Source organism: Curtobacterium sp. MCBD17_030 (genome assembly GCF_003224255.1).
GTDB lineage: Bacteria > Actinomycetota > Actinomycetes > Actinomycetales > Microbacteriaceae > Curtobacterium.
In genome coordinates this window covers 404,085-424,804 of record NZ_QKLI01000001.1, presented here as the reverse complement: position 1 = coordinate 424,804, position 20,720 = coordinate 404,085, and the positions used below count along the sequence as shown (strand labels likewise).

General features: G+C 70.0%; 19 protein-coding genes. 16 read left to right on the top strand and 3 right to left on the bottom strand.

The features are described 5' to 3' along the window. Window positions 1–47 precede the first annotated feature (47 nt). The gene (locus DEI89_RS01930; RefSeq protein WP_110902320.1) at window positions 48–2,651 is read left to right on the top strand and encodes an ATP-dependent Clp protease ATP-binding subunit; all 2,604 of its coding nucleotides are present in this window, start codon (window positions 48–50) and stop codon (window positions 2,649–2,651) included. A 134-nt stretch (window positions 2,652–2,785) separates the two neighbouring features. On the opposite strand, the gene DEI89_RS01925 is transcribed toward DEI89_RS01930, so the two are convergent. Then, window positions 2,786–3,799, bottom strand: coding sequence for a glycoside hydrolase family 6 protein (locus DEI89_RS01925; RefSeq protein ID WP_110902319.1), 1,014 nt, complete (start codon window positions 3,797–3,799; stop codon window positions 2,786–2,788). Window positions 3,800–4,635: 836 nt separating this feature from the next. On the opposite strand from DEI89_RS01925, the gene DEI89_RS01920 reads away from it, so the two are divergent. From DEI89_RS01920 to DEI89_RS01850, 15 genes are all read left to right on the top strand, one after another. Continuing rightward, window positions 4,636–4,881 (top strand): hypothetical protein, encoded by a 246-nt coding sequence (locus DEI89_RS01920; protein ID WP_110902318.1) that lies wholly within the window; start codon window positions 4,636–4,638, stop codon window positions 4,879–4,881. Between the two features lie 133 nt (window positions 4,882–5,014). Then, complete coding sequence (locus DEI89_RS01915; protein WP_110902317.1) at window positions 5,015–5,557, top strand: adenine phosphoribosyltransferase; 543 nt, start codon at window positions 5,015–5,017, stop codon at window positions 5,555–5,557. 95 nt (window positions 5,558–5,652) lie between these two features. Then, window positions 5,653–7,641: a threonine--tRNA ligase gene (gene thrS / locus DEI89_RS01910; RefSeq protein WP_110902507.1), complete on the top strand. Its 1,989-nt coding sequence runs from the start codon at window positions 5,653–5,655 to the stop codon at window positions 7,639–7,641. Further along, window positions 7,641–8,222: an HIT domain-containing protein gene (locus DEI89_RS01905; RefSeq protein WP_110902316.1), complete on the top strand. Its 582-nt coding sequence runs from the start codon at window positions 7,641–7,643 to the stop codon at window positions 8,220–8,222. The genes thrS and DEI89_RS01905 overlap by 1 nt, the downstream gene beginning before the upstream one ends. Before the next feature lie 29 nt (window positions 8,223–8,251). Next, entirely contained in the window at window positions 8,252–9,169 is a 918-nt protein-coding gene (gene pdxS, locus DEI89_RS01900) for a pyridoxal 5'-phosphate synthase lyase subunit PdxS (protein WP_110902315.1), read from the top strand. Next, complete coding sequence (pdxT, locus tag DEI89_RS01895; protein WP_110902314.1) at window positions 9,159–9,758, top strand: pyridoxal 5'-phosphate synthase glutaminase subunit PdxT; 600 nt, start codon at window positions 9,159–9,161, stop codon at window positions 9,756–9,758. The genes pdxS and pdxT overlap by 11 nt, the downstream gene beginning before the upstream one ends. Before the next feature lie 85 nt (window positions 9,759–9,843). After that, the gene (locus tag DEI89_RS01890; RefSeq protein ID WP_110902313.1) at window positions 9,844–10,608 is read left to right on the top strand and encodes a YebC/PmpR family DNA-binding transcriptional regulator; all 765 of its coding nucleotides are present in this window, start codon (window positions 9,844–9,846) and stop codon (window positions 10,606–10,608) included. 71 nt (window positions 10,609–10,679) lie between these two features. Then, window positions 10,680–11,261 carry a crossover junction endodeoxyribonuclease RuvC gene (locus tag DEI89_RS01885; protein WP_284157247.1) on the top strand — a complete coding sequence of 194 codons (582 nt, stop codon included), beginning with the start codon at window positions 10,680–10,682 and terminating at the stop codon, window positions 11,259–11,261. Beyond that, entirely contained in the window at window positions 11,258–11,878 is a 621-nt protein-coding gene (gene ruvA, locus DEI89_RS01880) for a Holliday junction branch migration protein RuvA (protein WP_110902311.1), read from the top strand. The genes DEI89_RS01885 and ruvA overlap by 4 nt, the downstream gene beginning before the upstream one ends. Continuing rightward, window positions 11,875–12,912, top strand: coding sequence for a Holliday junction branch migration DNA helicase RuvB (gene ruvB / locus DEI89_RS01875; RefSeq protein ID WP_110902310.1), 1,038 nt, complete (start codon window positions 11,875–11,877; stop codon window positions 12,910–12,912). The genes ruvA and ruvB overlap by 4 nt, the downstream gene beginning before the upstream one ends. Window positions 12,913–12,978: 66 nt before the next feature. Continuing rightward, window positions 12,979–13,368 carry a preprotein translocase subunit YajC gene (gene yajC / locus DEI89_RS01870; protein ID WP_110902309.1) on the top strand — a complete coding sequence of 130 codons (390 nt, stop codon included), beginning with the start codon at window positions 12,979–12,981 and terminating at the stop codon, window positions 13,366–13,368. A gap of 91 nt (window positions 13,369–13,459) precedes the next feature. Then, the gene (gene secD, locus DEI89_RS01865) at window positions 13,460–15,217 is read left to right on the top strand and encodes a protein translocase subunit SecD (protein WP_110902308.1); all 1,758 of its coding nucleotides are present in this window, start codon (window positions 13,460–13,462) and stop codon (window positions 15,215–15,217) included. After that, window positions 15,217–16,215 carry a protein translocase subunit SecF gene (gene secF, locus DEI89_RS01860; RefSeq protein WP_110902307.1) on the top strand — a complete coding sequence of 333 codons (999 nt, stop codon included), beginning with the start codon at window positions 15,217–15,219 and terminating at the stop codon, window positions 16,213–16,215. The genes secD and secF overlap by 1 nt, the downstream gene beginning before the upstream one ends. Continuing rightward, window positions 16,215–16,574 carry a rhodanese-like domain-containing protein gene (locus DEI89_RS01855; protein WP_110902306.1) on the top strand — a complete coding sequence of 120 codons (360 nt, stop codon included), beginning with the start codon at window positions 16,215–16,217 and terminating at the stop codon, window positions 16,572–16,574. Before secF ends, DEI89_RS01855 begins: the two co-directional genes overlap by 1 nt. 45 nt (window positions 16,575–16,619) lie before the next feature. Next, window positions 16,620–19,010, top strand: a complete 2,391-nt coding sequence (locus tag DEI89_RS01850; RefSeq protein WP_258366061.1) for a bifunctional (p)ppGpp synthetase/guanosine-3',5'-bis(diphosphate) 3'-pyrophosphohydrolase — start codon at window positions 16,620–16,622, stop codon at window positions 19,008–19,010. Between the two features lie 34 nt (window positions 19,011–19,044). Here the strand turns inward: DEI89_RS01850 and DEI89_RS01845 are convergent, their stop codons facing one another. After that, window positions 19,045–19,611, bottom strand: a complete 567-nt coding sequence (locus tag DEI89_RS01845; protein WP_181421455.1) for a type IV toxin-antitoxin system AbiEi family antitoxin — start codon at window positions 19,609–19,611, stop codon at window positions 19,045–19,047. A 74-nt stretch (window positions 19,612–19,685) separates the two neighbouring features. Then, window positions 19,686–20,645, bottom strand: a complete 960-nt coding sequence (locus tag DEI89_RS01840) for an ROK family protein (protein ID WP_110902304.1) — start codon at window positions 20,643–20,645, stop codon at window positions 19,686–19,688. Window positions 20,646–20,720 lie beyond the last annotated feature (75 nt).

The following is a 20,720-nucleotide window of genomic DNA, read 5'->3' as shown; positions in this document are numbered from 1 at the left end:
CTGCGTTGCATTGAGCCGAAGGCACTCAAGTTCCTCAGGAGGTCCCTTTGCCACAGACGTTCGGCCCGACCGGCGGCAACGACTCGTTCGACGAGTTCCTCGCACGACTGCTCGCGGCCTCACAGAACCCCGGCCAGTCCCAGCGGTCCATGCCGTTCGGACGACCGGTCGACATCACGCGGCTCCTCAGCCGTCGTACCCACGAGCTGCTCCAGCAGACGGCGACCTACGCGGTCGAGCAGGGGCAGCACGAGATCGACGCCCTGCACGTCCTGCACGTGCTCGTCGGCACCGAGCCCTTCGCGGCCGTCCTGCGCTCTGCGGGCGCCGACCCGGAGCGCTTCGCCGCCGAGGTCGAGCAGCGCCTGCCGATGCCCTCGGGCGAGGCGGTCGAGGGCCGTCCCGCACTGACCTCGTCCGCGCAGCGGATCCTGCTCGAGGCCACTCAGGCGGCCCGCGGGTTCGGCAGCACGTACACGGACCCCGAGCACGTCTTCTTCGCGCTCGTCACGGACCAGGACACGGTCGCGGGCCAGTTGCTCGCGAGCGCCGGTGTCACCCCGCAGGTGATGCAGTCCTACGCACAAGAGGCGGCCGAGGCCGCACGAGAGGGGCGTCCCATGCCCGGCACCACCGCCCAGCAGGACCAGCAGTCGGAGACCCCGACGCTGGACCAGTACGGCACCGACCTCACCGCCCGCGCCCGCGAGGGTCGCATCGACCCGGTGATCGGCCGAGCCGACGAGATCGAGCAGGCGGTCGAGATCCTGCTCCGCCGCACCAAGAACAACCCCGTCCTCATCGGTGAGCCCGGCGTCGGCAAGACCGCCATCGTCGAGGGTCTCGCCCAGCGCATCGTCGAGGGCGACGTCCCGGCCCTGCTGCAGGGCAAGCGCGTCGTCGCACTCGACCTGCCCGGCATGCTCGCCGGCACCCGCTACCGCGGTGACTTCGAGGAGCGTCTGACGAAGGCCATGGACGAGATCGCCGCGCACTCGGAGGAGCTCATCGTGTTCGTCGACGAACTCCACACCGTCGTCGGTGCCGGTGGCGGTGGCGAGGGCGGGTCGATGGACGCCGGGAACATCCTCAAGCCGCGTCTGGCCCGGGGCGACCTGCACCTGGTAGGCGCGACGACGCTGAACGAGTACCGCCGGATCGAGAAGGACGCGGCGCTCGAGCGCCGCTTCCAGCCGGTCACGGTGGGGGAGCCCAGCGTGGAGGACGCCGTCGCGATCCTCACCGGCCTCAGCCCCCGCTACGCCGAGCACCACGGCGTGACCTACGCCGACGACGCCATCCGCGCCGCCGTCGAACTCTCCCACCGCTACGTCACCGACCGGCACCTGCCGGACAAGGCGATCGACCTCATCGACCAGGCCGGTGCCCGCCGCCGTCTCGCCCGCTCGGGCGACGTCGACGTCGACACGCTCCGTACCCAGGTCGCCGAACTCACGGCCCGGAAGGACCGCGCCGTCGCCGAGGAACAGTACGAAGAGGCGTCCGACCTCCGCGACGAGATCGCCGGACTGGAGGCCCGCATCGCCGCCGCCACCACCGGTGGCGTCGCCGCCGCCACCCGTCCGCAGCCGGTCGACGACGTGATCACCGAGGCGGACATCGCCGCCGTGGTGTCGCGTGCCACCGGCATCCCGGTGAGCCGCCTCGGCTCCGCCGACAAGACCCGACTCGCCGCCCTGGAATCGGAACTGCACGACCGTGTGGTCGGTCAGGACGACGCCGTGCGCGCGATCGCGAAGGCGGTCCGGCGCAGCCGGACCGGCATGGGCGACCCCCGTCGTCCGGTCGGCAGCTTCCTGTTCCTCGGTCCGACCGGCGTCGGCAAGACCGAACTCGCCAAGGCGCTGGCCTCGTCACTGTTCGGTGACGAGTCGGCGATGCTCCGCTTCGACATGAGCGAGTTCGGCGAGCGCCACACGGTCTCGCGGCTGGTCGGTGCCCCTCCGGGGTACGTCGGCTACGACGAGGCCGGACAGCTGACCGAGCGTGTCCGTCGGAACCCGTACTCGGTGATCCTGCTCGACGAGGTCGAGAAGGCACACCCGGACGTGTTCAACCTGCTGCTGCAGGTGCTCGACGACGGACGGCTCACCGACGGTCAGGGCCGGACGGTCGACTTCCGGAACACGGTCGTCATCATGACCTCGAACATCGGATCCGAGTTCTTGGCGTCCCGCTCGGGTGCGCTCGGCTTCTCGGTGGCGGCCGACGGCGGCACCGACCCGTTCGGCTACCAGGAGGACGACCTGCGCAAGCGGGTGATGGGCAAGCTCCGCGAATCGATGCGACCGGAGTTCATCAACCGCATCGACGAGATCGTGCTCTTCCGCAAGCTCGAGCGCGGACAGCTGCGGTCGATCGTGTCGCTGCTCCTGCAGGACACCGCGTTCCGTCTGGCCGCGCAGGGCATGGTCCTGTCGGTCTCCGACGCGGCCACCGACTGGCTCGCCGAGCACGGGTACGAGCCCGAGTACGGCGCCCGTCCGCTCCGCCGGCTGATCCAACGCGAGGTCGACGACCGGATCGCGGAGCTCGTGGTCGACGGGTCGGTCGACGAGGGTGACACCGTCCGGGTCGACGTCGTCGACGGGGCGCTCGTCGCACTGGTCGGCACGCCCGCCACGGTCTGATCCGATCCCGGTCCTGACGGCCCGGTCCCCATGCGGGGGCCGGGCCGTTCGTCGTCCCGACCGTTCGTCGTCCGGGCCGTTCGTCGTCCGGGTCGTTCGTCGTCCGGCGGGGTGCGCCTCCCGGCCGGTGTCGACTACTGCCGCGCGTCGGCGACCAGGTCGACCGCGTACGCCGCGAACCACGAACCCGCGGCAGGCCCGCCGTTGCACGTCCCGTCGCTCGCCCCGGGCGTCTTGACCCAGAGCAGTGCGTCCAGTGCCGTCGTGCCGCCGGTCGCGTGCGGTACCCGGCCGAGACCGGCACCCGGCGGGTTGCACCACGACCCGGACCACCCGCGGCCATTGCGCGAGGTGTCGATGACGTAGTGCGACCCACCCGTCAGGGCACTCACGCGGTCGGCGTAGGCCCGCTCCCCGTCCACCCCGTAGAAGTTCGACACGTTCGTGAAGAACCCGCGTGCGTCCGCGACCCCGGCCTCCCGCAGGTACGAGGCCTGCAGTGCCGGCGTGTTCCAGTTCTCGTTGCCGCCGTCGAGGTAGGTCGGAACGCCGGCGGCCGTGAACGCACGGACGGCGGACGCGATCAGCCCGGGTCGTGTGTCACGCTCACTCGTGCACGTCGCGAGGTGCGAGAGCGAATCCGGCTCGACGAGCACGACCGCCCGGTGCCCGCGGAGGTCGGCGGCGATCTGCTGGTTCCACGCCGTGTAGTCGGCGGCACCGAGCCCGCCGGCGGAGTGACCGCCGCAGTCCCGGTTCGGCACCGCGTAGGTCACGAACACCGGGGTGGTCCCGGCCTTCTCGGCGACGGCCAGGTTGCGAGCGACGACCCGGTCGAGCAGGCCGCCGGTGTACCACTCACCGAGCCAGGTCGCGATCGGTCGGGCGGCGATCGTGCGGGCAGCGGCCGCCTCGGTGGTCCGCCCCTCGGCGGCGAGCTTCGCCGCGGCCAGGGCGGGCTGGCTGTCCGGCTGCACGGTGAGGCCGCCCGCGAAGACCTCGGTCGTGGCCGCGGTCCTGATGGTGGCGCTGGTGAGCGGTGGCACGGCGGCGACGGCTCCGTCCGAAGTGCGCAGTGCGATCGTCCCGGTGATCGTGGCCGTCGCGATGAGCACGGCTGCGACGCGTGCTCGGATCCTGGTGTGCATCGGTTCCCCTCCGAGGTCGGGGGGACGCCCTGCACGTCCGTACCGCCGACCGTGGACCACCGGAACCCGTGCTGCGCGTGGCGGTCGATCTCCAGAACGAGGGGTTGACCCGGGCGCGAGCGCCGTGCTCGTCCGGTGGTGCGGGCGGGTCGGAGCTGGCTCAGGTGTTCCACCATGCAATTCCGCACGAGAATTCCGGAAAGGGTTGCGCGTCACTCGCGGACATGGATAGTGTTCACTCGTCGCGAACGCCCGAACGGATGTGTTCCGATGAATGCAGAGCAGTACTGATTCAGATCGGTACTGATTCAGATCGGTACCGATTCAGAGCAGTACCGATTCAGAGCAGTACCGCAGAGACCTCGCCGAAAGGGGGCCGACAATGATCACCATGCAGACGCCGTACCGTGCAGTCCGTGGAACCACCGGTCCCGTCCTCGGTTCCTGCTGATCGGTCTCCCTCGCCCCAGCACGGCGCTGAGCCCAGCGCCGTGCTGGTCTCGTTCCGTGCTGAGTCCTGGCGGGCCCTGAGCCTGAGCCTGAGCCGGGACTCCGACCGGGCCTGAGCCTCGGCGCGCTGGAGCCCGGCTGGTGCGCTGGACCGCGAGCGGTGCTGGTCCGGCCGTGGCGCGCCTCCGGCTCGGCAGCAGGTCCGGCACTCGTGCACGACCGTCCCGGCCGGGTCGCACTCTTTCCGACAATGCGTCCGGAATGCCCTGACGACATTCTGCGAGGTCGCACTGTCGCGCCTTCCGGGACATCGCCACGGTGTTCTCCGGTCGATTCGTCGACCCTTTCTCGAGCACTCGAATCCATTCTCCGAACAGGAATCCACCATGTCATCGAAGACCCTCCTCCGACCCGTGCGGCCGCCGACGGGACGACCCCACCGGGTGTCGTTGCCGGACCGGATCGCCCTCCGGATCGGACTCGCCCTCATCGTGTGGAGCCGTCGCACCCGGCGGCAGCCGCACGAGGTCGACCCGGCCGACGAGCTCCGCCGGCACCGCGAAGAACAGGCCCGCCTGCGCCGAGAAGCCGAGTGGGTGATGCTCGGCGCCGCCATGCACATGTGGCGGTGACGGACGTGGGCAGCCGTCGCGACCAGCGCCGGACGGGAGGCACGGCACCAGCCGGTGGCGAGCCTCCCGTCCGGCGCCACCCGTGCAAGCGCGCCGGACGGCGGGACGCTGCCAGCCCCGTACGGTTGAGTGCATGACCGACTCCGCGGCTGCTCTCGTCGAGCGCCTCACCACGATCGTCCCCGACTTCCCGAAGCCGGGCGTGCTCTTCCGCGACGTGACGCCGGTGTTCGCCGACCCGATCGCCTTCGGCCGCGTCTGCGAGGCCCTCGCTGCGCCGTTCGCGGTGGGTGCCGGTTTCGAAGCCGTCGCCGGGATCGAGGCCCGCGGGTTCGCCCTGGCCGGCGGCATCGCCGCCCAGCACCAGGTCGGCGTGCTCACCGTGCGCAAGGCCGGCAAGCTGCCCGGCGAGGTCCTCAGCGAGCAGTACGCGCTCGAGTACGGCGAGGCCGAACTCGAACTCCGCCCGGGCCAGCTCGAGCCCGGCACCCGCGTGCTCGTCGTCGACGACGTCCTGGCCACCGGCGGCACCGCGGCCGCGACGGTGACCCTGCTCGAGCGTGCCGGGTACCAGGCGATCGGGTTCGCCGCGCTGCTCGAACTCGACGGGCTGTCCGGCCGGGAGCGCCTCGAGCCGCGCCTGCCCGTGACCACGCTCGGCCGCGTGCCCGCCTGACCCGGCCCGCCACTACCATCGACGTACCACCAGACCGAGGGAGCCCCACCATCGTGACCGAGTCAGTCGCCGCAGCATCCGCCGAGCCCGCCGACCTGCCCCAGGCACCCGAGCCCCGCACCGCGACGACCACCACGACGGGGACTGAGCTCTTCGACGGCGTCCGCGGTGTCGTCGCCATCCGTGTCGACGGAGTGCTCAAGGACCTCGCCGCCGACGTCCAGGCGGGGGAGACCGCCGAGCCGGTGACGCTCGACGAGCAGGACGGCCTCGACATCCTCCGCCACTCGGCCGCGCACGTGCTCGCGCAGGCGGTGCAGCAGATCAACCCGGACGCCAAGCTCGGCATCGGTCCGCCCGTCACCGACGGTTTCTACTACGACTTCGACGTCGCCGAACCCTTCACGCCGGAGGACCTCAAGGCGATCGAGAAGGGCATGGACCGCATCGTCAAGCAGGCCCAGCGCTTCCGTCGCCGGGTCGTCACCGACGATGAAGCCCGCGAGCTCATGACGGGGGAGCCCTACAAGCAGGAGCTGATCGGCCTGAAGGGTGCCGCGTCAGAAGGCGACTCCGGTGAGAGCGTCGAGGTCGGCGCCGGTGAACTCACCGTCTACGAGAACGTCGACCCGAAGTCCGGCGACGTCGTCTGGCAGGACCTCTGCCGTGGCCCGCACGTCCCGCACACCCGCTGGATCGGCAACGCCGCCAAGCTCATGCGCGTCGCCGCGGCGTACTGGCGCGGCTCGGAGAAGAACCCGCAGCTGCAGCGGGTCTACGGCACCGCGTGGCCGGACAAGGACCAGCTCAAGGCGTACCTCGTGCGTCTCGAAGAGGCAGCGAAGCGCGACCACCGCAAGCTCGGCGCCGAACTCGACCTCTTCTCGTTCCCGGATGAGATCGGTTCCGGCCTGGCGATCTTCCACCCGAAGGGCGGCATCATCCGCCGCGAGATGGAGGACTACTCGCGTCGTCGGCACGAGCAGGAGGGCTACTCGTTCGTGTACACGCCGCACATCACCAAGGGCGACCTGTTCGAGCAGTCCGGGCACCTCGGGTGGTACAAGGACGGCATGTTCCCGCCCATGCACATGGACGAGGCCCGCGACGAGGACGGCAACGTCACCCGCCAGGGCGCGGACTACTACCTCAAGCCGATGAACTGCCCGATGCACATCCTGGCGTACCGGTCGCAGGCCCGGTCGTACCGCGACCTGCCGCTGCGCATGTTCGAGTTCGGCACGGTCTACCGCAACGAGAAGTCCGGCGTCATCCACGGCCTCACCCGGGTTCGCGGGCTGACCCAGGACGACGCGCACATCTTCACCACGCAGGAGAAGATGAAGGAGGAGCTGACCACGACCCTCCAGTTCGTGCTGTCGCTGCTCCGTGACTACGGCCTGGACGACTTCTACCTCGAGCTCTCCACGAAGGACCCGGAGAAGTACGTCGGCGACGACGAGGTCTGGGAGGTCGCGACGAACACCCTGCGCGAGGTCGCCGAGGAGTCCGGGCTCGAACTCGTCGCCGACCCCGCAGGCGCGGCCTTCTACGGCCCGAAGATCTCGGTGCAGGCCCGTGACGCCATCGGCCGCACCTGGCAGATGTCGACCGTCCAGCTCGACTTCAACCTGCCGGAGCGCTTCGGCATCGAGTACGCCGCCGCCGACGGCACCCGGCAGCGCCCGGTGATGATCCACCGCGCCCTGTTCGGGTCCATCGAGCGGTTCTTCGGCGTCCTCACCGAGCACTACGCCGGGGCCTTCCCCGCCTGGCTCTCGCCGGTCCAGGTCGTCGCGATCCCCGTTGCCGAGGAGTACGGCGACTACCTCGACGAGGTCGTCGCGAAGCTCCGCGCGAAGGGCGTCCGCGCCGAGGTCGACCACTCCGACGACCGCATGCAGAAGAAGATCCGCACGCACACCAAGGCGAAGGTGCCGTTCCAGCTCATCGCGGGTGGGGACGACCGCGACGCCGGGGCCGTGAGCTTCCGCTTCCGGGACGGCCGTCAGGACAACGGCGTGCCCGTGGACGAAGCGGTGGAGCGCATCACGACCGCCATCCGCGACCGCGTGCAGGTCTGATGACCGGCCCGCTCGACGACGAGGGCGACCCGCTGGTGATCCGGGACGCCGCCACCCAGGCGGCGGTCCCGGACGCCTTCCAGCGCCTGTGGAACCCGCACCGGATGGCCTACATCGACGCCGGTCGCGCGGGCGAGGGCCGCGGACACCGTGACGACTGCCCGTTCTGCGAGGCGCCGCGGAAGTCCGACGAGGACGCCCTCATCGTCGCGCGCGGCGAGCACGCGTACGTCCTGCTGAACCTGTACCCGTACAACAACGGACACCTGCTGGTCTGCCCGTACCGACACGTCCCGCTGTACGACGAGACGACGCCGGAGGAGCTGCAGGAGATCGGCGAGCTGACCCAGACGGCGATGCGGGTCCTCCGGCGGGTCTCGCACTGCGACGGCTTCAACATCGGCATGAACCAGGGCGAGGTCGCCGGAGCCGGGGTCGCCGCGCACCTGCACCAGCACCTGGTCCCGCGGTGGGAGTCGGACTCGAACTTCTTCCCGATCATCGCCCGCACCAAGTCGATGTCGCAGATGCTCGGAGACACCCGGGTGCTCATCGCGGACGCTTGGGGCGAACAGCGCTGACGCCTGCTCCGCACTAAGATGGGGGGATCATGAGCGACAGCACCCCCAGCACCGTCAACGCCACTTCGACCACCGGGTCCTCGCGCGTCAAGCGCGGTCTCGCGGAGATGCTCAAGGGCGGCGTCATCATGGACGTGATCGACGCCGACCAGGCACGCATCGCCGAGGAAGCCGGCGCCACCGCCGTCATGGCCCTCGAGCGCGTCCCCGCCGACATCCGCGCCCAGGGTGGTGTCGCCCGCATGTCCGACCCGTCGATGATCGAGGAGATCATCGCCGCCGTGTCGATCCCGGTCATGGCGAAGGCCCGCATCGGGCACTTCGTCGAGGCCCAGGTGCTGCAGGAGCTCGGTGTCGACTACATCGACGAGTCCGAGGTCCTCTCGCCGGCCGACTACGTGAACCACATCGACAAGTGGGGCTTCACGACCCCCTTCGTCTGCGGCGCCACCAACCTCGGCGAAGCCCTCCGTCGCATCACCGAGGGTGCGGCGATGATCCGCTCCAAGGGCGAAGCGGGCACCGGTGACGTGTCCGAGGCCACGCGCCACATCCGCACCATCTCGAAGGAGATCGCGGCGCTGCGGAACCTCAAGGAGGACGAGCTCTACGTCGCCGCCAAGGAACTGCAGGCGCCGTACGACGTGGTGAAGGAAGTCGCCCAGACCGGCGCACTGCCCGTCGTGCTCTTCACCGCCGGTGGTGTCGCCACCCCCGCGGACGCCGCGATGATGATGCAGCTCGGCGCGGACGGCGTGTTCGTCGGCTCCGGCATCTTCAAGTCGGGCGACCCCGCGAAGCGTGCCGCCGCGATCGTCAAGGCCGTCACCTTCCACGACGACCCCAAGGTCATCGCCGAGGTCTCCCGTGGTCTGGGTGAGGCGATGGTCGGCATCAACGTCGCCGACGTCCCAGCACCGCACCGCCTCGCCGAGCGTGGCTGGTAAGGCCGCCCCCCGGATCGGCGTCCTCGCACTGCAGGGCGACTTCCGCGAACACATCGCCTCGCTCACCGAGCTCGGTGCGGACGTCGTCCCGCTCCGCCGCCCGGAGGAGATCGACGCCCTCGACGGTGTCGTGATCCCCGGCGGCGAGTCGAGCGTGATGGACAAGCTCTCCCGCGCGTTCGGCGTCGCCGAGCCCCTGCGTGACGCCATCCGTGCCGGACTCCCGACCTACGGCACGTGCGCGGGCATGATCATGCTCAGTTCGCGGATCACCGACGGCATCGCGGGGCAGCACACGCTCGACGTCCTCGACACCACGGTGCGGCGCAACGCGTTCGGCAACCAGAACGACTCGTTCGAGATCGACATCCCGATGCCCGACCTCGGTGCCGACCCGGTGCACGCGGTGTTCATCCGCGCGCCGGTCGTCGAGCAGCACGGGTCCGGCGTCGACGTCATCGGTGCGCTGCCCGACGGCCAGGTGGTGGCCGTGCAGCAGGGCAACGTGCTCGCGAGTGCGTTCCACCCCGAGGTCGCGGGCGAGGACCGGTTCCACCGTCGCTTCCTCGACATCGTCCGCCGCGCCTGACGCGGGCTCCGTGGCGCGCCGGTACCGCCCGTGTGGGCCCAGCCGGTAAACTGTCGGAGACTTTCCGCACGACGCAAGGAGAACCGTGTCCGGGCATTCCAAGTGGGCGACGACGAAGCACAAGAAGGCCGTCATCGACGGTCGCCGTGCGAAGTCGTTCGCCAAGCTCATCAAGAACATCGAAGTCGCCGCGAAGATGGGCGGGGCCGACATGTCGGGCAACCCGACCCTCGTGGACGCGGTCCAGAAGGCCAAGAAGACCTCGGTCCCGAACGACAACATCGACCGCGCCATCAAGCGCGGCGCCGGCCTGACCGGTGAGTCGATCGAGTACACGACCATCATGTACGAGGGCTACGGGCCGAACGGCGTCGCGCTCCTGGTGGAGTGCCTCACCGACAACAAGAACCGTGCCGCGGCCGAGGTCCGGACGGCGATGAGCCGCAACGGCGGCACCATGGCCGACCCGGGCAGCGTCGCGTACAACTTCAACCGCAAGGGTGTCATCTCGGTCACCAAGACCGACGACCTGACCGAGGACGACGTGATGACGGCCGTGCTCGACGCCGGCGTCGAGGACGTCATCGACCAGGGCGGCGGCTTCGAGGTCATCACCGAGGCGAGTGACCTCGTCGAGGCCCGGACCGCCCTGCAGGCTGCCGGCATCGACTACGACGCCGCGGACGCCGAGTTCGTGCCGAACCTCAAGGTCGAGGTCGACGCGGACACCGCCCGCAAGGTGTTCAAGCTCATCGACGCGCTCGAGGACAGCGACGACGTCCAGAACGTCTACGCCAACTTCGACGTGCCGGCGGACGTCCAGGCCGAACTCGACGAAGACGAGGACTGATCACGGCCAGGTCCGGCGCGGCGCTCCGGGTCCTCGGGGTCGACCCCGGGCTCACCCGCTGCGGCGTCGGCGTGGTCGAGGTCACGCCGGATCGCCGGGCGCGGCTGGTGCACGTGACGGTCGTGCGGACCCCCGCCGACATGGCGCTGGAACTGCGACTGCTTGCGATCGCCGAGGGCATCGCCGAACAGATCGACGCACACCGTCCGGACGCGGTGGCGGTCGAGCGTGTCTTCGCGCAGGCGAACGTCCGCACCGTGATGGGGACGGCGCAGGCGTCGGGCCTGGCCCTGCACGCGGCCGCCGCGCGCGGGCTGCCGGTCGGTCTGCACACCCCGTCCGAGGTGAAGGCCGCCATCACCGGCTACGGCAACGCGGACAAGCGGCAGGTCCAGGCGATGGTCGCCCGGGTCCTCGGGCTCGCCGAGGCGCCGAAGCCCGCCGACGCCGCCGACGCGCTCGCCCTGGCCGTCTGTCATGCCTGGAGGCTCGGCTCGCCCGACGCCGTCAGCTCCGGTCCGTCGACGCTCACCCCGGCACAGCGGGCCTGGCGGGACGCGCAGGCCGGTGCGGCCGGACGCAGTGCCGCGTCGCCCCTCGTGCGGAGCGGCGGCGCGAGGACGTCCCCGGCCCGCCCTAGGCTCGGGGCATGATCGCGAGTCTCCGGGGCACCTGCATCGACGTCGCCGGATCGACCGCCGTGGTGGAGGTCGGGGGAGTCGGGTACGCCGTCACGGTCACGCCCGCGCACGCCCTGACCATGCGCCATGGATCCGAGGTCTTCGTCCGGACGGCCCTGATCGTGCGCGACGACGCCTTCGAGCTGTTCGGCTTCGAGTCGACCGATGCACTGCGCGTCTTCGACCTGCTCCGGAGTGTCTCCGGCGTCGGCCCGAAGTCGGCACTCGGGGTCCTCGGGCAGATGACCGCGGCCCAGGTCGCGAACGCCGTCGCGAACGACGACGACGGGGCGTTCCGCAAGGTCTCCGGCATCGGACCGAAGACGGCCAAGCTGATCATCGTCGCCCTCGCCGGCAAGCTCGCCGCATTCGAGGCGCCCACGACCACGGCAGCGGCCGCCGCAGCCGTGGCCCACCCCGCGTCCGAGGACGTCGTCACCGCGCTCGTCGGTCTCGGTTGGCGCGAGGACGCTGCCCGCAGTGCCGTCGACGATGCCGTCGCGAACGAACCCGGGGTCGAGCAGATGGGCACCCAGGCGCTGCTCCGCGCCGCACTCGGGACCCTCCGACCCACCGGTGCCGGACGGTGAGCGGCGGGATCACCGCCGCCGACGCGCAGTCGCCGGAGGAGCTGGCGTTCGAAGGGGCGTTGCGGCCGAAGTCGCTCGACGAGTTCGTCGGACAGCGCAAGGTCCGTGGGCAGCTCGACCTGCTGCTCAAGGCCGCGGCGATGCAGGACCGGACGCCGGACCACATCCTGATGGCCGGGCCTCCCGGACTCGGCAAGACCACGCTCGCGATGATCGTCGCCCACGAGTCGGCGCGGCCGCTGCGGATGTCGAGCGGACCGGCGATCCAGCACGCCGGCGACCTCGCCGCGGTGCTGTCGTCCCTGATGCCCGGTGACGTCCTGTTCATCGACGAGATCCACCGGATGGCGCGCTCGGCCGAGGAGATGCTCTACCTGGCGATGGAGGACTTCCGCATCGACGTGATGGTGGGCAAGGGCGCCGGGGCGACGAGCATCCCGCTCGATCTCGCGCCGTTCACCCTCGTCGGGGCGACCACCCGTGCCGGGCTCCTGCCGAACCCGCTCCGCGACCGGTTCGGCTTCACCGCACACCTCGAGTTCTACGAGCGTGACGAACTCGAACAGGTCCTGATCCGTGCCGCGCACCTGCTCGAGCTCGACTTCGACCGGTACGCCCTGCGGGAGATCGCCGGGCGTTCCCGGGGTACCCCACGCATCGCGAACCGCCTGCTCCGTCGTGTCCGGGACTATGCCCTGGTGCACGGCACCCGCGACGGCATGGCTGCCGTCCAGGGGGCACTGGAGCTCTACGACGTCGACGAGTACGGCCTCGACCGGCTGGACCGCGCGGTGCTCGAGACGATGCTCACCCGCTTCGACGGCGGACCCGTCGGTCTGAACACCCTCGCGGTGTCCGTGGGCGAGGAGTCCGAGACCATCGAGTCGGTCGTGGAGCCGTTCCTCGTGCGGATCGGTCTGGTCACCCGGACCCCCCGCGGGCGCATCGCGACGCCGCAGGCCTGGCGACACTTCGGTCTGACACCCGGCCAGGCGGCCGCGCAGCCCGGTCTCTTCGGCGCCGACGATGCGTGAAGTACTGCACATGTGCGTGCTCTAGACTGCTCGCGCCCGAAACAGCTCGACCGACCGAAGGCTCCCATGGACCAGTACTTCCTCATCATCATCGTCGTGGCGTTCGCGGCCTTCATGTTCTACAGCAGCCGCAAGCGCAAGAAGCAGCAGACGGAGACGGCCAGCCAGATGGTCCCGGGCGCACGCGTCATGCTGTCCTTCGGCCTGTACGGCACGCTCGTGTCGGTCGATGACGAGAAGGTCACGGCGGACGTCGAGATCGCACCCGGCACCGTCATCACGGTGCACCGCCAGACGCTGTCCCGCGTCGTCCCGGAAGAGACCCCGGAGGCCGTGGACACGACCGTCACGACCGAGACGGAGTCGGACTCCCACGTCACCGAACTCAACGGCGAGCCGATCTACGGCGAGCGTGTCGAGGACGTCGACATCACGAAGCGCAAGACCGAAGACTGACCTCCGACGCCGCCGGCTGACCGGCGGTGCGACACCATGAGCCCCGTGCGTTGCGACGTGCGGGGCTCACGACAGAAAGACGAGACGACCGGTGGCACGATCGACACCCGTCAAGAAGGCGCTCCGCTCGCTCACCTGGTTGGTGATCCTCATCGCGGTCCTCGCGGGGTTGAACACCGCCGCATCGGTCCTCGCGAGCACCACCAAGGACGCCTCCGACAAGTGGTACGCCGGCGCGAGCTGGCTCCCCGAGCTGGCACTCGACCTGCAGGGTGGCACGCAGATCACCCTCGCGGCGCAGAGCACCGAGGGCTCGGCAGTCACCTCGCAGCAGCTGCAGCAGGCGGTGAACATCATCCGCCAGCGCATCGACGCCACCGGTGTCTCGGAGTCCGAGATCAACACCCAGGGCGCGAACAACATCGTCGTCTCGATCCCGGGTAAGCCGGACCAGCAGACGATCCAGCGCATCGAGGCCGCGGCGAAACTGACCTTCCGGCCGGTGCTCTACACCGAAGCAGCGTCGGACAGCGCCGTGGGGGACTCCGGCTCGGGGTCGTCCGCCTCGCCGACGCCGTACTCGCCGCCCGCATCGCTGCAGGCGACGCCGAGCGCGAAGCCGACGAACGGCAGTGACCTGGCCTGGGTGACGCCCAAGCTGCAGGACCTCTACACGAACTACAAGTGCACGGCTCCGGACGACGTCACGTCGGCTCCGGATGACGAGCCCCTGGTCACGTGCGACAACGACGGTGCGGCGAAGTACATCCTCGGCCCGGTCGAGGTGTCGGGTGCCGACATCAGCAACGCCACGTCGGGTCTCGCGTCGAACTCGCAGGGCACGACGACCGGCGAGTGGGCCGTCAACCTGTCCTTCAACGGGGCCGGCACGAAGGACTTCGGCTCGGTCACGAACCGCCTGGTCAAGCTCGCTCAGCCGCAGAACCAGTTCGCGATCGTCCTCGACGGCACCGTCATCACGGCACCGACGACGAACTCCGCGATCACCAACGGCAAGGCGCAGATCACCGGCAACTTCACCGCAGACTCGTCGAAGACCCTCGCCGACCAGCTGAAGTACGGCGCGCTGCCGATCAACTTCCAGGTCCAGTCGAACGAGGTCATCTCCTCGACGCTCGGCACCGCGCAGCTGGTCGGTGGCCTCGTCGCCGGTCTCATCGGTCTGATCCTCGTGGTCATCTACTCGGTCATCCAGTACCGGTCCCTGGCGTTCGTCACCGTCCTGTCGCTCGGTGTCGCCGCAGCGCTCACCTACCTGGTGATCGCGATCATGTCGTGGCGCGTCGACTACCGACTGTCGTTGGCGGGAGTCGCGGGTCTGATCGTGGCGATCGGCATCACGGCGGACTCGTTCATCGTGTACTTCGAGCGCATCCGGGACGAACTCCGTGACGGCCGAGCCCTCGAGAGCGCGGTCGAGTCCGGTTGGAAGCGTGCACTCCGCACGATCCTGGCGTCCGACTCGGTGAACTTCCTCGCCGCCGTGACCCTCTACGTGCTCGCGGTCAGCGACGTGAAGGGATTCGCGTTCACGCTGCTCCTCACCACCCTGATCGACGTCGTCGTGGTCGCGCTCTTCACGCACCCGATGATGCAGCTCATCGCCCGGACGCGTTTCTTCGGCGAAGGGCACCGCTTCAGCGGGCTCGACCCGGCAGCACTCGGTGCGGTGTACCGCGGCCGAGCGCAGTTCCGGGCCCCGATCGTGGACGGCAAGCGGCAGCGCAGTGCGCGTGAAGCCGCCCGCCGCCAGACCATCGCCGAGCGCAAGGCCGCCGGCACCGACAACGGCACGGGCAACGGCACCGGCAACGGGAAGGACAGCTGATGGCGAGCTTCAGCCAGTTCGGCAGCGACCTCTACACGGGCAAGCGGTCCTACGACATCGTCGGACGCCGGAAGACCTGGTACGTCATCGCGGTCGTGTGCATCGTGCTCTCACTCGCGATCCCGTGGCTGCGCGGCGGGTACCAGCTCGGCATCGAGTTCACCGGCGGCTCCGAGTTCACCATCTCCGACGCGAAGTCGACGGACCAGGGCCTCGCGACCGAGACGGTCGAACGCGTCGTCCCGGACGTCATCCCGCGCGTCTCGCAGCTCGGCCAGCACGGCATCCGCGTGCAGACCGGTCAGCTGACGACCGCCCAGACCGACGAGATCGCCTCCGAGCTCGCTTCGGCGTACGGGGTGCCGGACGACAAGGTCGCCGCGACCTTCATCGGTGCGACGTGGGGTGCCGACGTCCTGGCACAGGCGATCCGCGGTCTCGTGATCTTCCTGGCCCTGGCAGCAGTGTTCATGGCGCTGTACTTCCGCACCTGGAAGATGTCGCTCGCGGCGATGACCGCACTGATCCACGACCTCCTCATCACTGCGGGCGTCTACGGCATCGTCGGACTCGAGGTCACGCCGGCTGCGGTGATCGGCTTCCTCACCATCCTCGGGTACTCGCTGTACGACACCGTGGTGGTGTTCGACAAGGTGCGCGAGAACACGAGCATCGAGTCGATCCGCACGTTCAAGCAGTCGGTCAACCTGGCCGTGAACCAGACGCTGGTCCGGTCGATCAACACCTCGATCGTCGCGCTCCTGCCCGTGGCGGCGATCCTGTTCATCGGGTCGTACGTGCTCGGTGCCGGAACGCTCCGGGACATCTCGCTGGCGCTGTTCATCGGCATCATCGTCGGGACGTACTCCACGATCTTCCTGGCCTCGCCGATGTACGCGCACCTCCGTGAGAAGGAGCCGAAGATCGTCGCGGCCGACGCGAAGAAGCAGCAGGCGGCCGCGAAGAAGCGTCCGGTCGAGGCCGGGGCGGAGGTCTGATGGCCGCCGCCGAGGTCGACCTCACCGAGGCGCTGGCGCGCCTGGAGGCCGGCGCACCGCTGATCGACGTGCGCGAGCAGTCCGAGTGGGACGAGGTGCATGCACCGCAGGCGACGCTGTTGCCGATGTCGGAGCTGCAGGCCCGTTGGGCCGAGGTCCCCGTCGACGACGAGCACCCCGCCGTGGTCGTGTGCCACAGCGGGTACCGCTCGGCGCAGGTGGTCGCGGCGCTCGAGCGCGCCGGCGTCCCCGCCGTCAGCCTGTCCGGCGGCATGGTCGCCTGGGAGCAGTCCGGCGCCCCGGTTGTCCGGCCCGGCACGGCCGCCGCCGCTGACGGCGAACGTGGTCACGAGCACTGACACGACACGCGTAGTGTTGTCGGATCGAGTCCCGGGAGGCGCAGCATGACCGACACGCGTGAGTCCTCGCAGCCGGATGCCGGCGCAGCCTCCCGGTCCGGCGGTGCTCCCGAGTCCAGCGGTGCGTCTCGGCCCGGCGACGGCTCGCGGCCGGGATCGGCACCGCGGCCGTCCAGTCCACCGCTCGGTGCGAACACGACGGGGAACCTCGGTTCACTCCGCTCCCTGTTGCCGCGGCTGTTCTCCCGCGCACAGCCCGCGGGTGCCGTCGACACCCTGATCCGCACCGTCCGGTCGCACCACCCCAAGGCGGACACGACGCTCATCGAGCGCGCGTACTCCGTCGCCGAACGCGCGCACGACGGGCAGAAGCGGAAGTCGGGCGAGCCGTACATCACCCACCCGGTGGCCGTGGCGCAGATCCTCGCCGACCTCGGCATCGGCACGATCACGATCGCGGCCGCGCTGCTGCACGACACGGTGGAGGACACCGACTACCAGCTGGACCAGTTGCGCGAGGACTTCGGCGACGAGATCGCGATGCTCGTCGACGGCGTCACGAAGCTCGACAAGGTCAAGTACGGCGACAGCGCCCAGGCCGAGACCGTCCGCAAGATGGTGATCGCGATGTCGAAGGACATCCGGGTACTCGTCATCAAGCTCGCCGACCGCCTGCACAACGCCCGCACGTGGGGTTTCGTGGAGTCCGCCTCCGCGTCGCGCAAGGCGAAGGAGACGCTCGAGATCTACGCGCCGCTCGCGCACCGCCTCGGCATCCAGATGATCAAGCTGGAGCTCGAGGACCTGTCCTTCGCCGTGCTCCACCCGAAGCTCTACGTCGAGATCGACAGCCTGGTCAAGGAGCGGCAGCCCAAGCGCGAGCAGTTCGTGCAGAGCGTCACCGGGACCCTCAAGAAGGACCTGAAGGCCGCCAAGATCCGGGGCGACGTCATGGGCCGCCCGAAGCAGTACTACTCGATCTACCAGAAGATGATCGTGCGGGGGCGCGAGTTCGACGAGATCTACGACCTGGTCGGCATCCGCGTCCTCGTCCCAACAGTCCGCGACTGCTACGCGATGCTCGGTGCGGTGCACGCGCGGTGGACGCCGCTGCCCGGTCGCTTCAAGGACTACATCGCGACGCCGAAGTTCAACCTGTACCAGTCGCTGCACACGACGGTCCTCGGGCCGCAGGGCCGCGCGGTCGAGATCCAGATCCGTACGCACGAGATGCACCAGCGTGCCGAGTTCGGTGTCGCCGCGCACTGGAAGTACAAGCAGCGCGTCACCGGGCGCGACGCCGAGAGCTCGAGCCAGTCCGACCAGGACATGGCGTGGCTCGCGCACATCACCGACTGGCAGGCAGAGACCAGCGACCCGGCCGAGTTCCTCGACTCGCTGCGGTACGAGATCGGTGCGAAGGAGACCTACGTCTTCACCCCACAGGGCAAGGTCATCGGCCTGCCCGCCGGGGCCACCCCGGTCGACTTCGCCTACGCCGTGCACACCGAGATCGGGCACCGCACGATGGGCGCCAAGGTCAACGGCCGGCTGGTGCCCCTCGAGAGCGCGCTGTCGAGCGGTGACGTCGTCGAGATCTTCACGTCGAAGAACCCCGACTCCGGGCCGAGCCAGGACTGGCTGACCTTCGTCCGCAGTCCGCGAGCGCGGAACAAGATCAAGCAGTGGTTCACGAAGGAACGTCGCGAAGAGGCGATCGAGCAGGGTCGTGACGCGATCGCGCGGGCGATGCGGAAGCAGAACCTGCCGCTGCAGCGCATCATGAGCCAGGACACCATCTCCGAGGTGGCGTCGGCGATGCGGTACGACGACGTCGCTGCGCTCTACGCGGCTGTCGGCGAGGGCCACGTCTCCAGTCAGTCGGTCATCGAGAAGGCGCTCGGCAGCATCCAGACGGAGACCGAGACCGACGAGCCGGAACTCTCGTTCCCGCGTCACGTCACGAGCCGACAGCTGCGCAACAGCGACAGCGGCGTGCTCGTCCGCGGTGCGCCGGACATCCTCGTCAAGCTCGCGAAGTGCTGTACTCCTGTGCCGGGCGACCAGATCGTGGGCTTCATCACCCGCGGCCAGGGCGTCTCGGTGCACCAGGCGTCGTGCACGAACGTCAAGTCGCTGATGAACGAGCCGGACCGGATGATCGAGGTCGAGTGGGCCCCGTCGTCCAAGTCGGTGTTCCTCGTGCAGATCCAGATCGAGGCGCTCGACCGCTCCGGCCTGCTCAGCGACGTCACCCGGGTGCTCACCGACCACCACGTGAACATCCTGTCGGCCACCGTGTCGACGTCGTCCGATCGCCTGGCACTGTCGCGGTTCGTGTTCGAGATGGGCGACACCACGCACCTCGACCGCGTGTTGAACGCCGTCCGTCGCATCGATGCCGTGTACGACGTGTACCGGGTCAGCGCGGGCTGACCCGGGCAGTGCCGGTCAGGCCGGGCAGTGCCGGTCAGGCCGGGCTCCGATCGGTCCGGTCGAACCCGGTGTCGCGGAACCGCCGCTGCGCCTGCCGTCCCATCGGCGCCCGTTCCGCCCGCTCGAGGCAGCGTCCGACGGACGACGGGTCGAGGTTCGCGGCGACCACCAGTCCGCGGAGGGCTTCGGCGTCCCGCATGCCGAACCGACGTCGGACCCGGAGCAGGTCGAGGGCGGTCGCCTCGGGCGTGAGCACCCGCACCCCGGCGCACGTGGTGACGTCGTCGTCGTCCAGAGCGATCTCGCGCACGGTCGTCCATGCACCACGCCGACGGAACCGTTCGTCGGCGGGGACGCAGCCGTCGTGGGGGACGGGCGGGCGGGAGCACCCGCCCCAGATCCACGCGGCGCTCAGGCCGCCGGCGACGACCCGCGGATCGCCGACGCTCCACCCGTACGAGGCGGCACGGAGGGCAGCGTCCTGTGGTTCGGCGACCGACGCCCAGCAGGCGCCGACCGCGACGAGGTCACCGGCGAGGACGGCGGCGTGCAGTTCCGCCGCTGGCCAGTCGTCCGTGGTGACGAGGCGGGAGGAGGGCACGAGCACATGATCCCGTACCGGGCGTCACCGGGGACGCGGGTGTGGACAAGCGGTGGACCGGCTCGGGACCGGCGTCAGCGCAGGACGTCGGCCCGGTGCACGAGCGCCGCCGCGCCGATGAGCGGGCCGTCCTGCGACAGCCCGGTGGGCACGATCCGCACCTTCGTCACGAACGGGAACTCGACCCGCTCCGCCACCGCCTGTCGGGCGTACTCGAACAGGTCAGGGGAGACGTGTGAGAAACCGCCACCGATCGCCACGACCTCCAGGTCGACCAGGCTCGTCGCGGCCGCGATGGCCTGACCGAGCGCGCGACCGCTCCGCTTGACCGCGGCCACGGCGACCTCGTCCCCGGCCGCGTAGGCGGCCGCGAGCTCTTCGCCGGTGCTGCCGGCGAACCCCTGACGACGCGCCCAAGCGACGGTCTTCGGGCCGCTGGCGACAGCCTCCAGGCAGCCGGTGCCACCGCAGGCGCAGGGGTCCTCGTACCCACCGCACTCGACGTGTCCGATGTGGCCGGCGTTGCCGGTCGGCCCGCTCACGGTCCGACCGTGCAGGATGAGCCCGCCACCGACGCCGGTGGAGACGATCATGCCCATCACGTGGTCAGAGCCCTGCGCGGCACCGACCCAGTGCTCGGCGAGCGTGATCGCGAGCCCGTCCATGCGCAGCGTCACCGGGACGCCATGCGGCACGTGGGCGGCGACGCGGTCGCGGAGCGGGTAGCCGCGCCAGACCGGCATGTTCAGCGGGGAGACCAGGCCGTTCTCCTCGTCGACCGGGCCGGCCGAGCCGATCCCGACGCCGACCAGGGTCGCGTCGTCCGGCAGGCTGGCGAGGGCCGCGACGACGACCTCGTCGACCGCGGCCTGCAGCTCCTCGGACGTGCGCCCGGGGCCGGTCGGGCTGCGGTGCCGGGTGGCGGGCAGGACGACGCCCTGGTCGGTGACCAGCGCGGCCTCGACCTTCGTGCCGCCGAGGTCGACGGCGAGGGCCAGGTTCGAGGACTCGGACGAGGTCGTGGTGCTGGACATGCGCACTCCGGTGTGGCGGTCGGGAGGCCCGGCAGCGGTCCGGGACGTGTCGTCACGTCCGGACGCGGCCGGCCA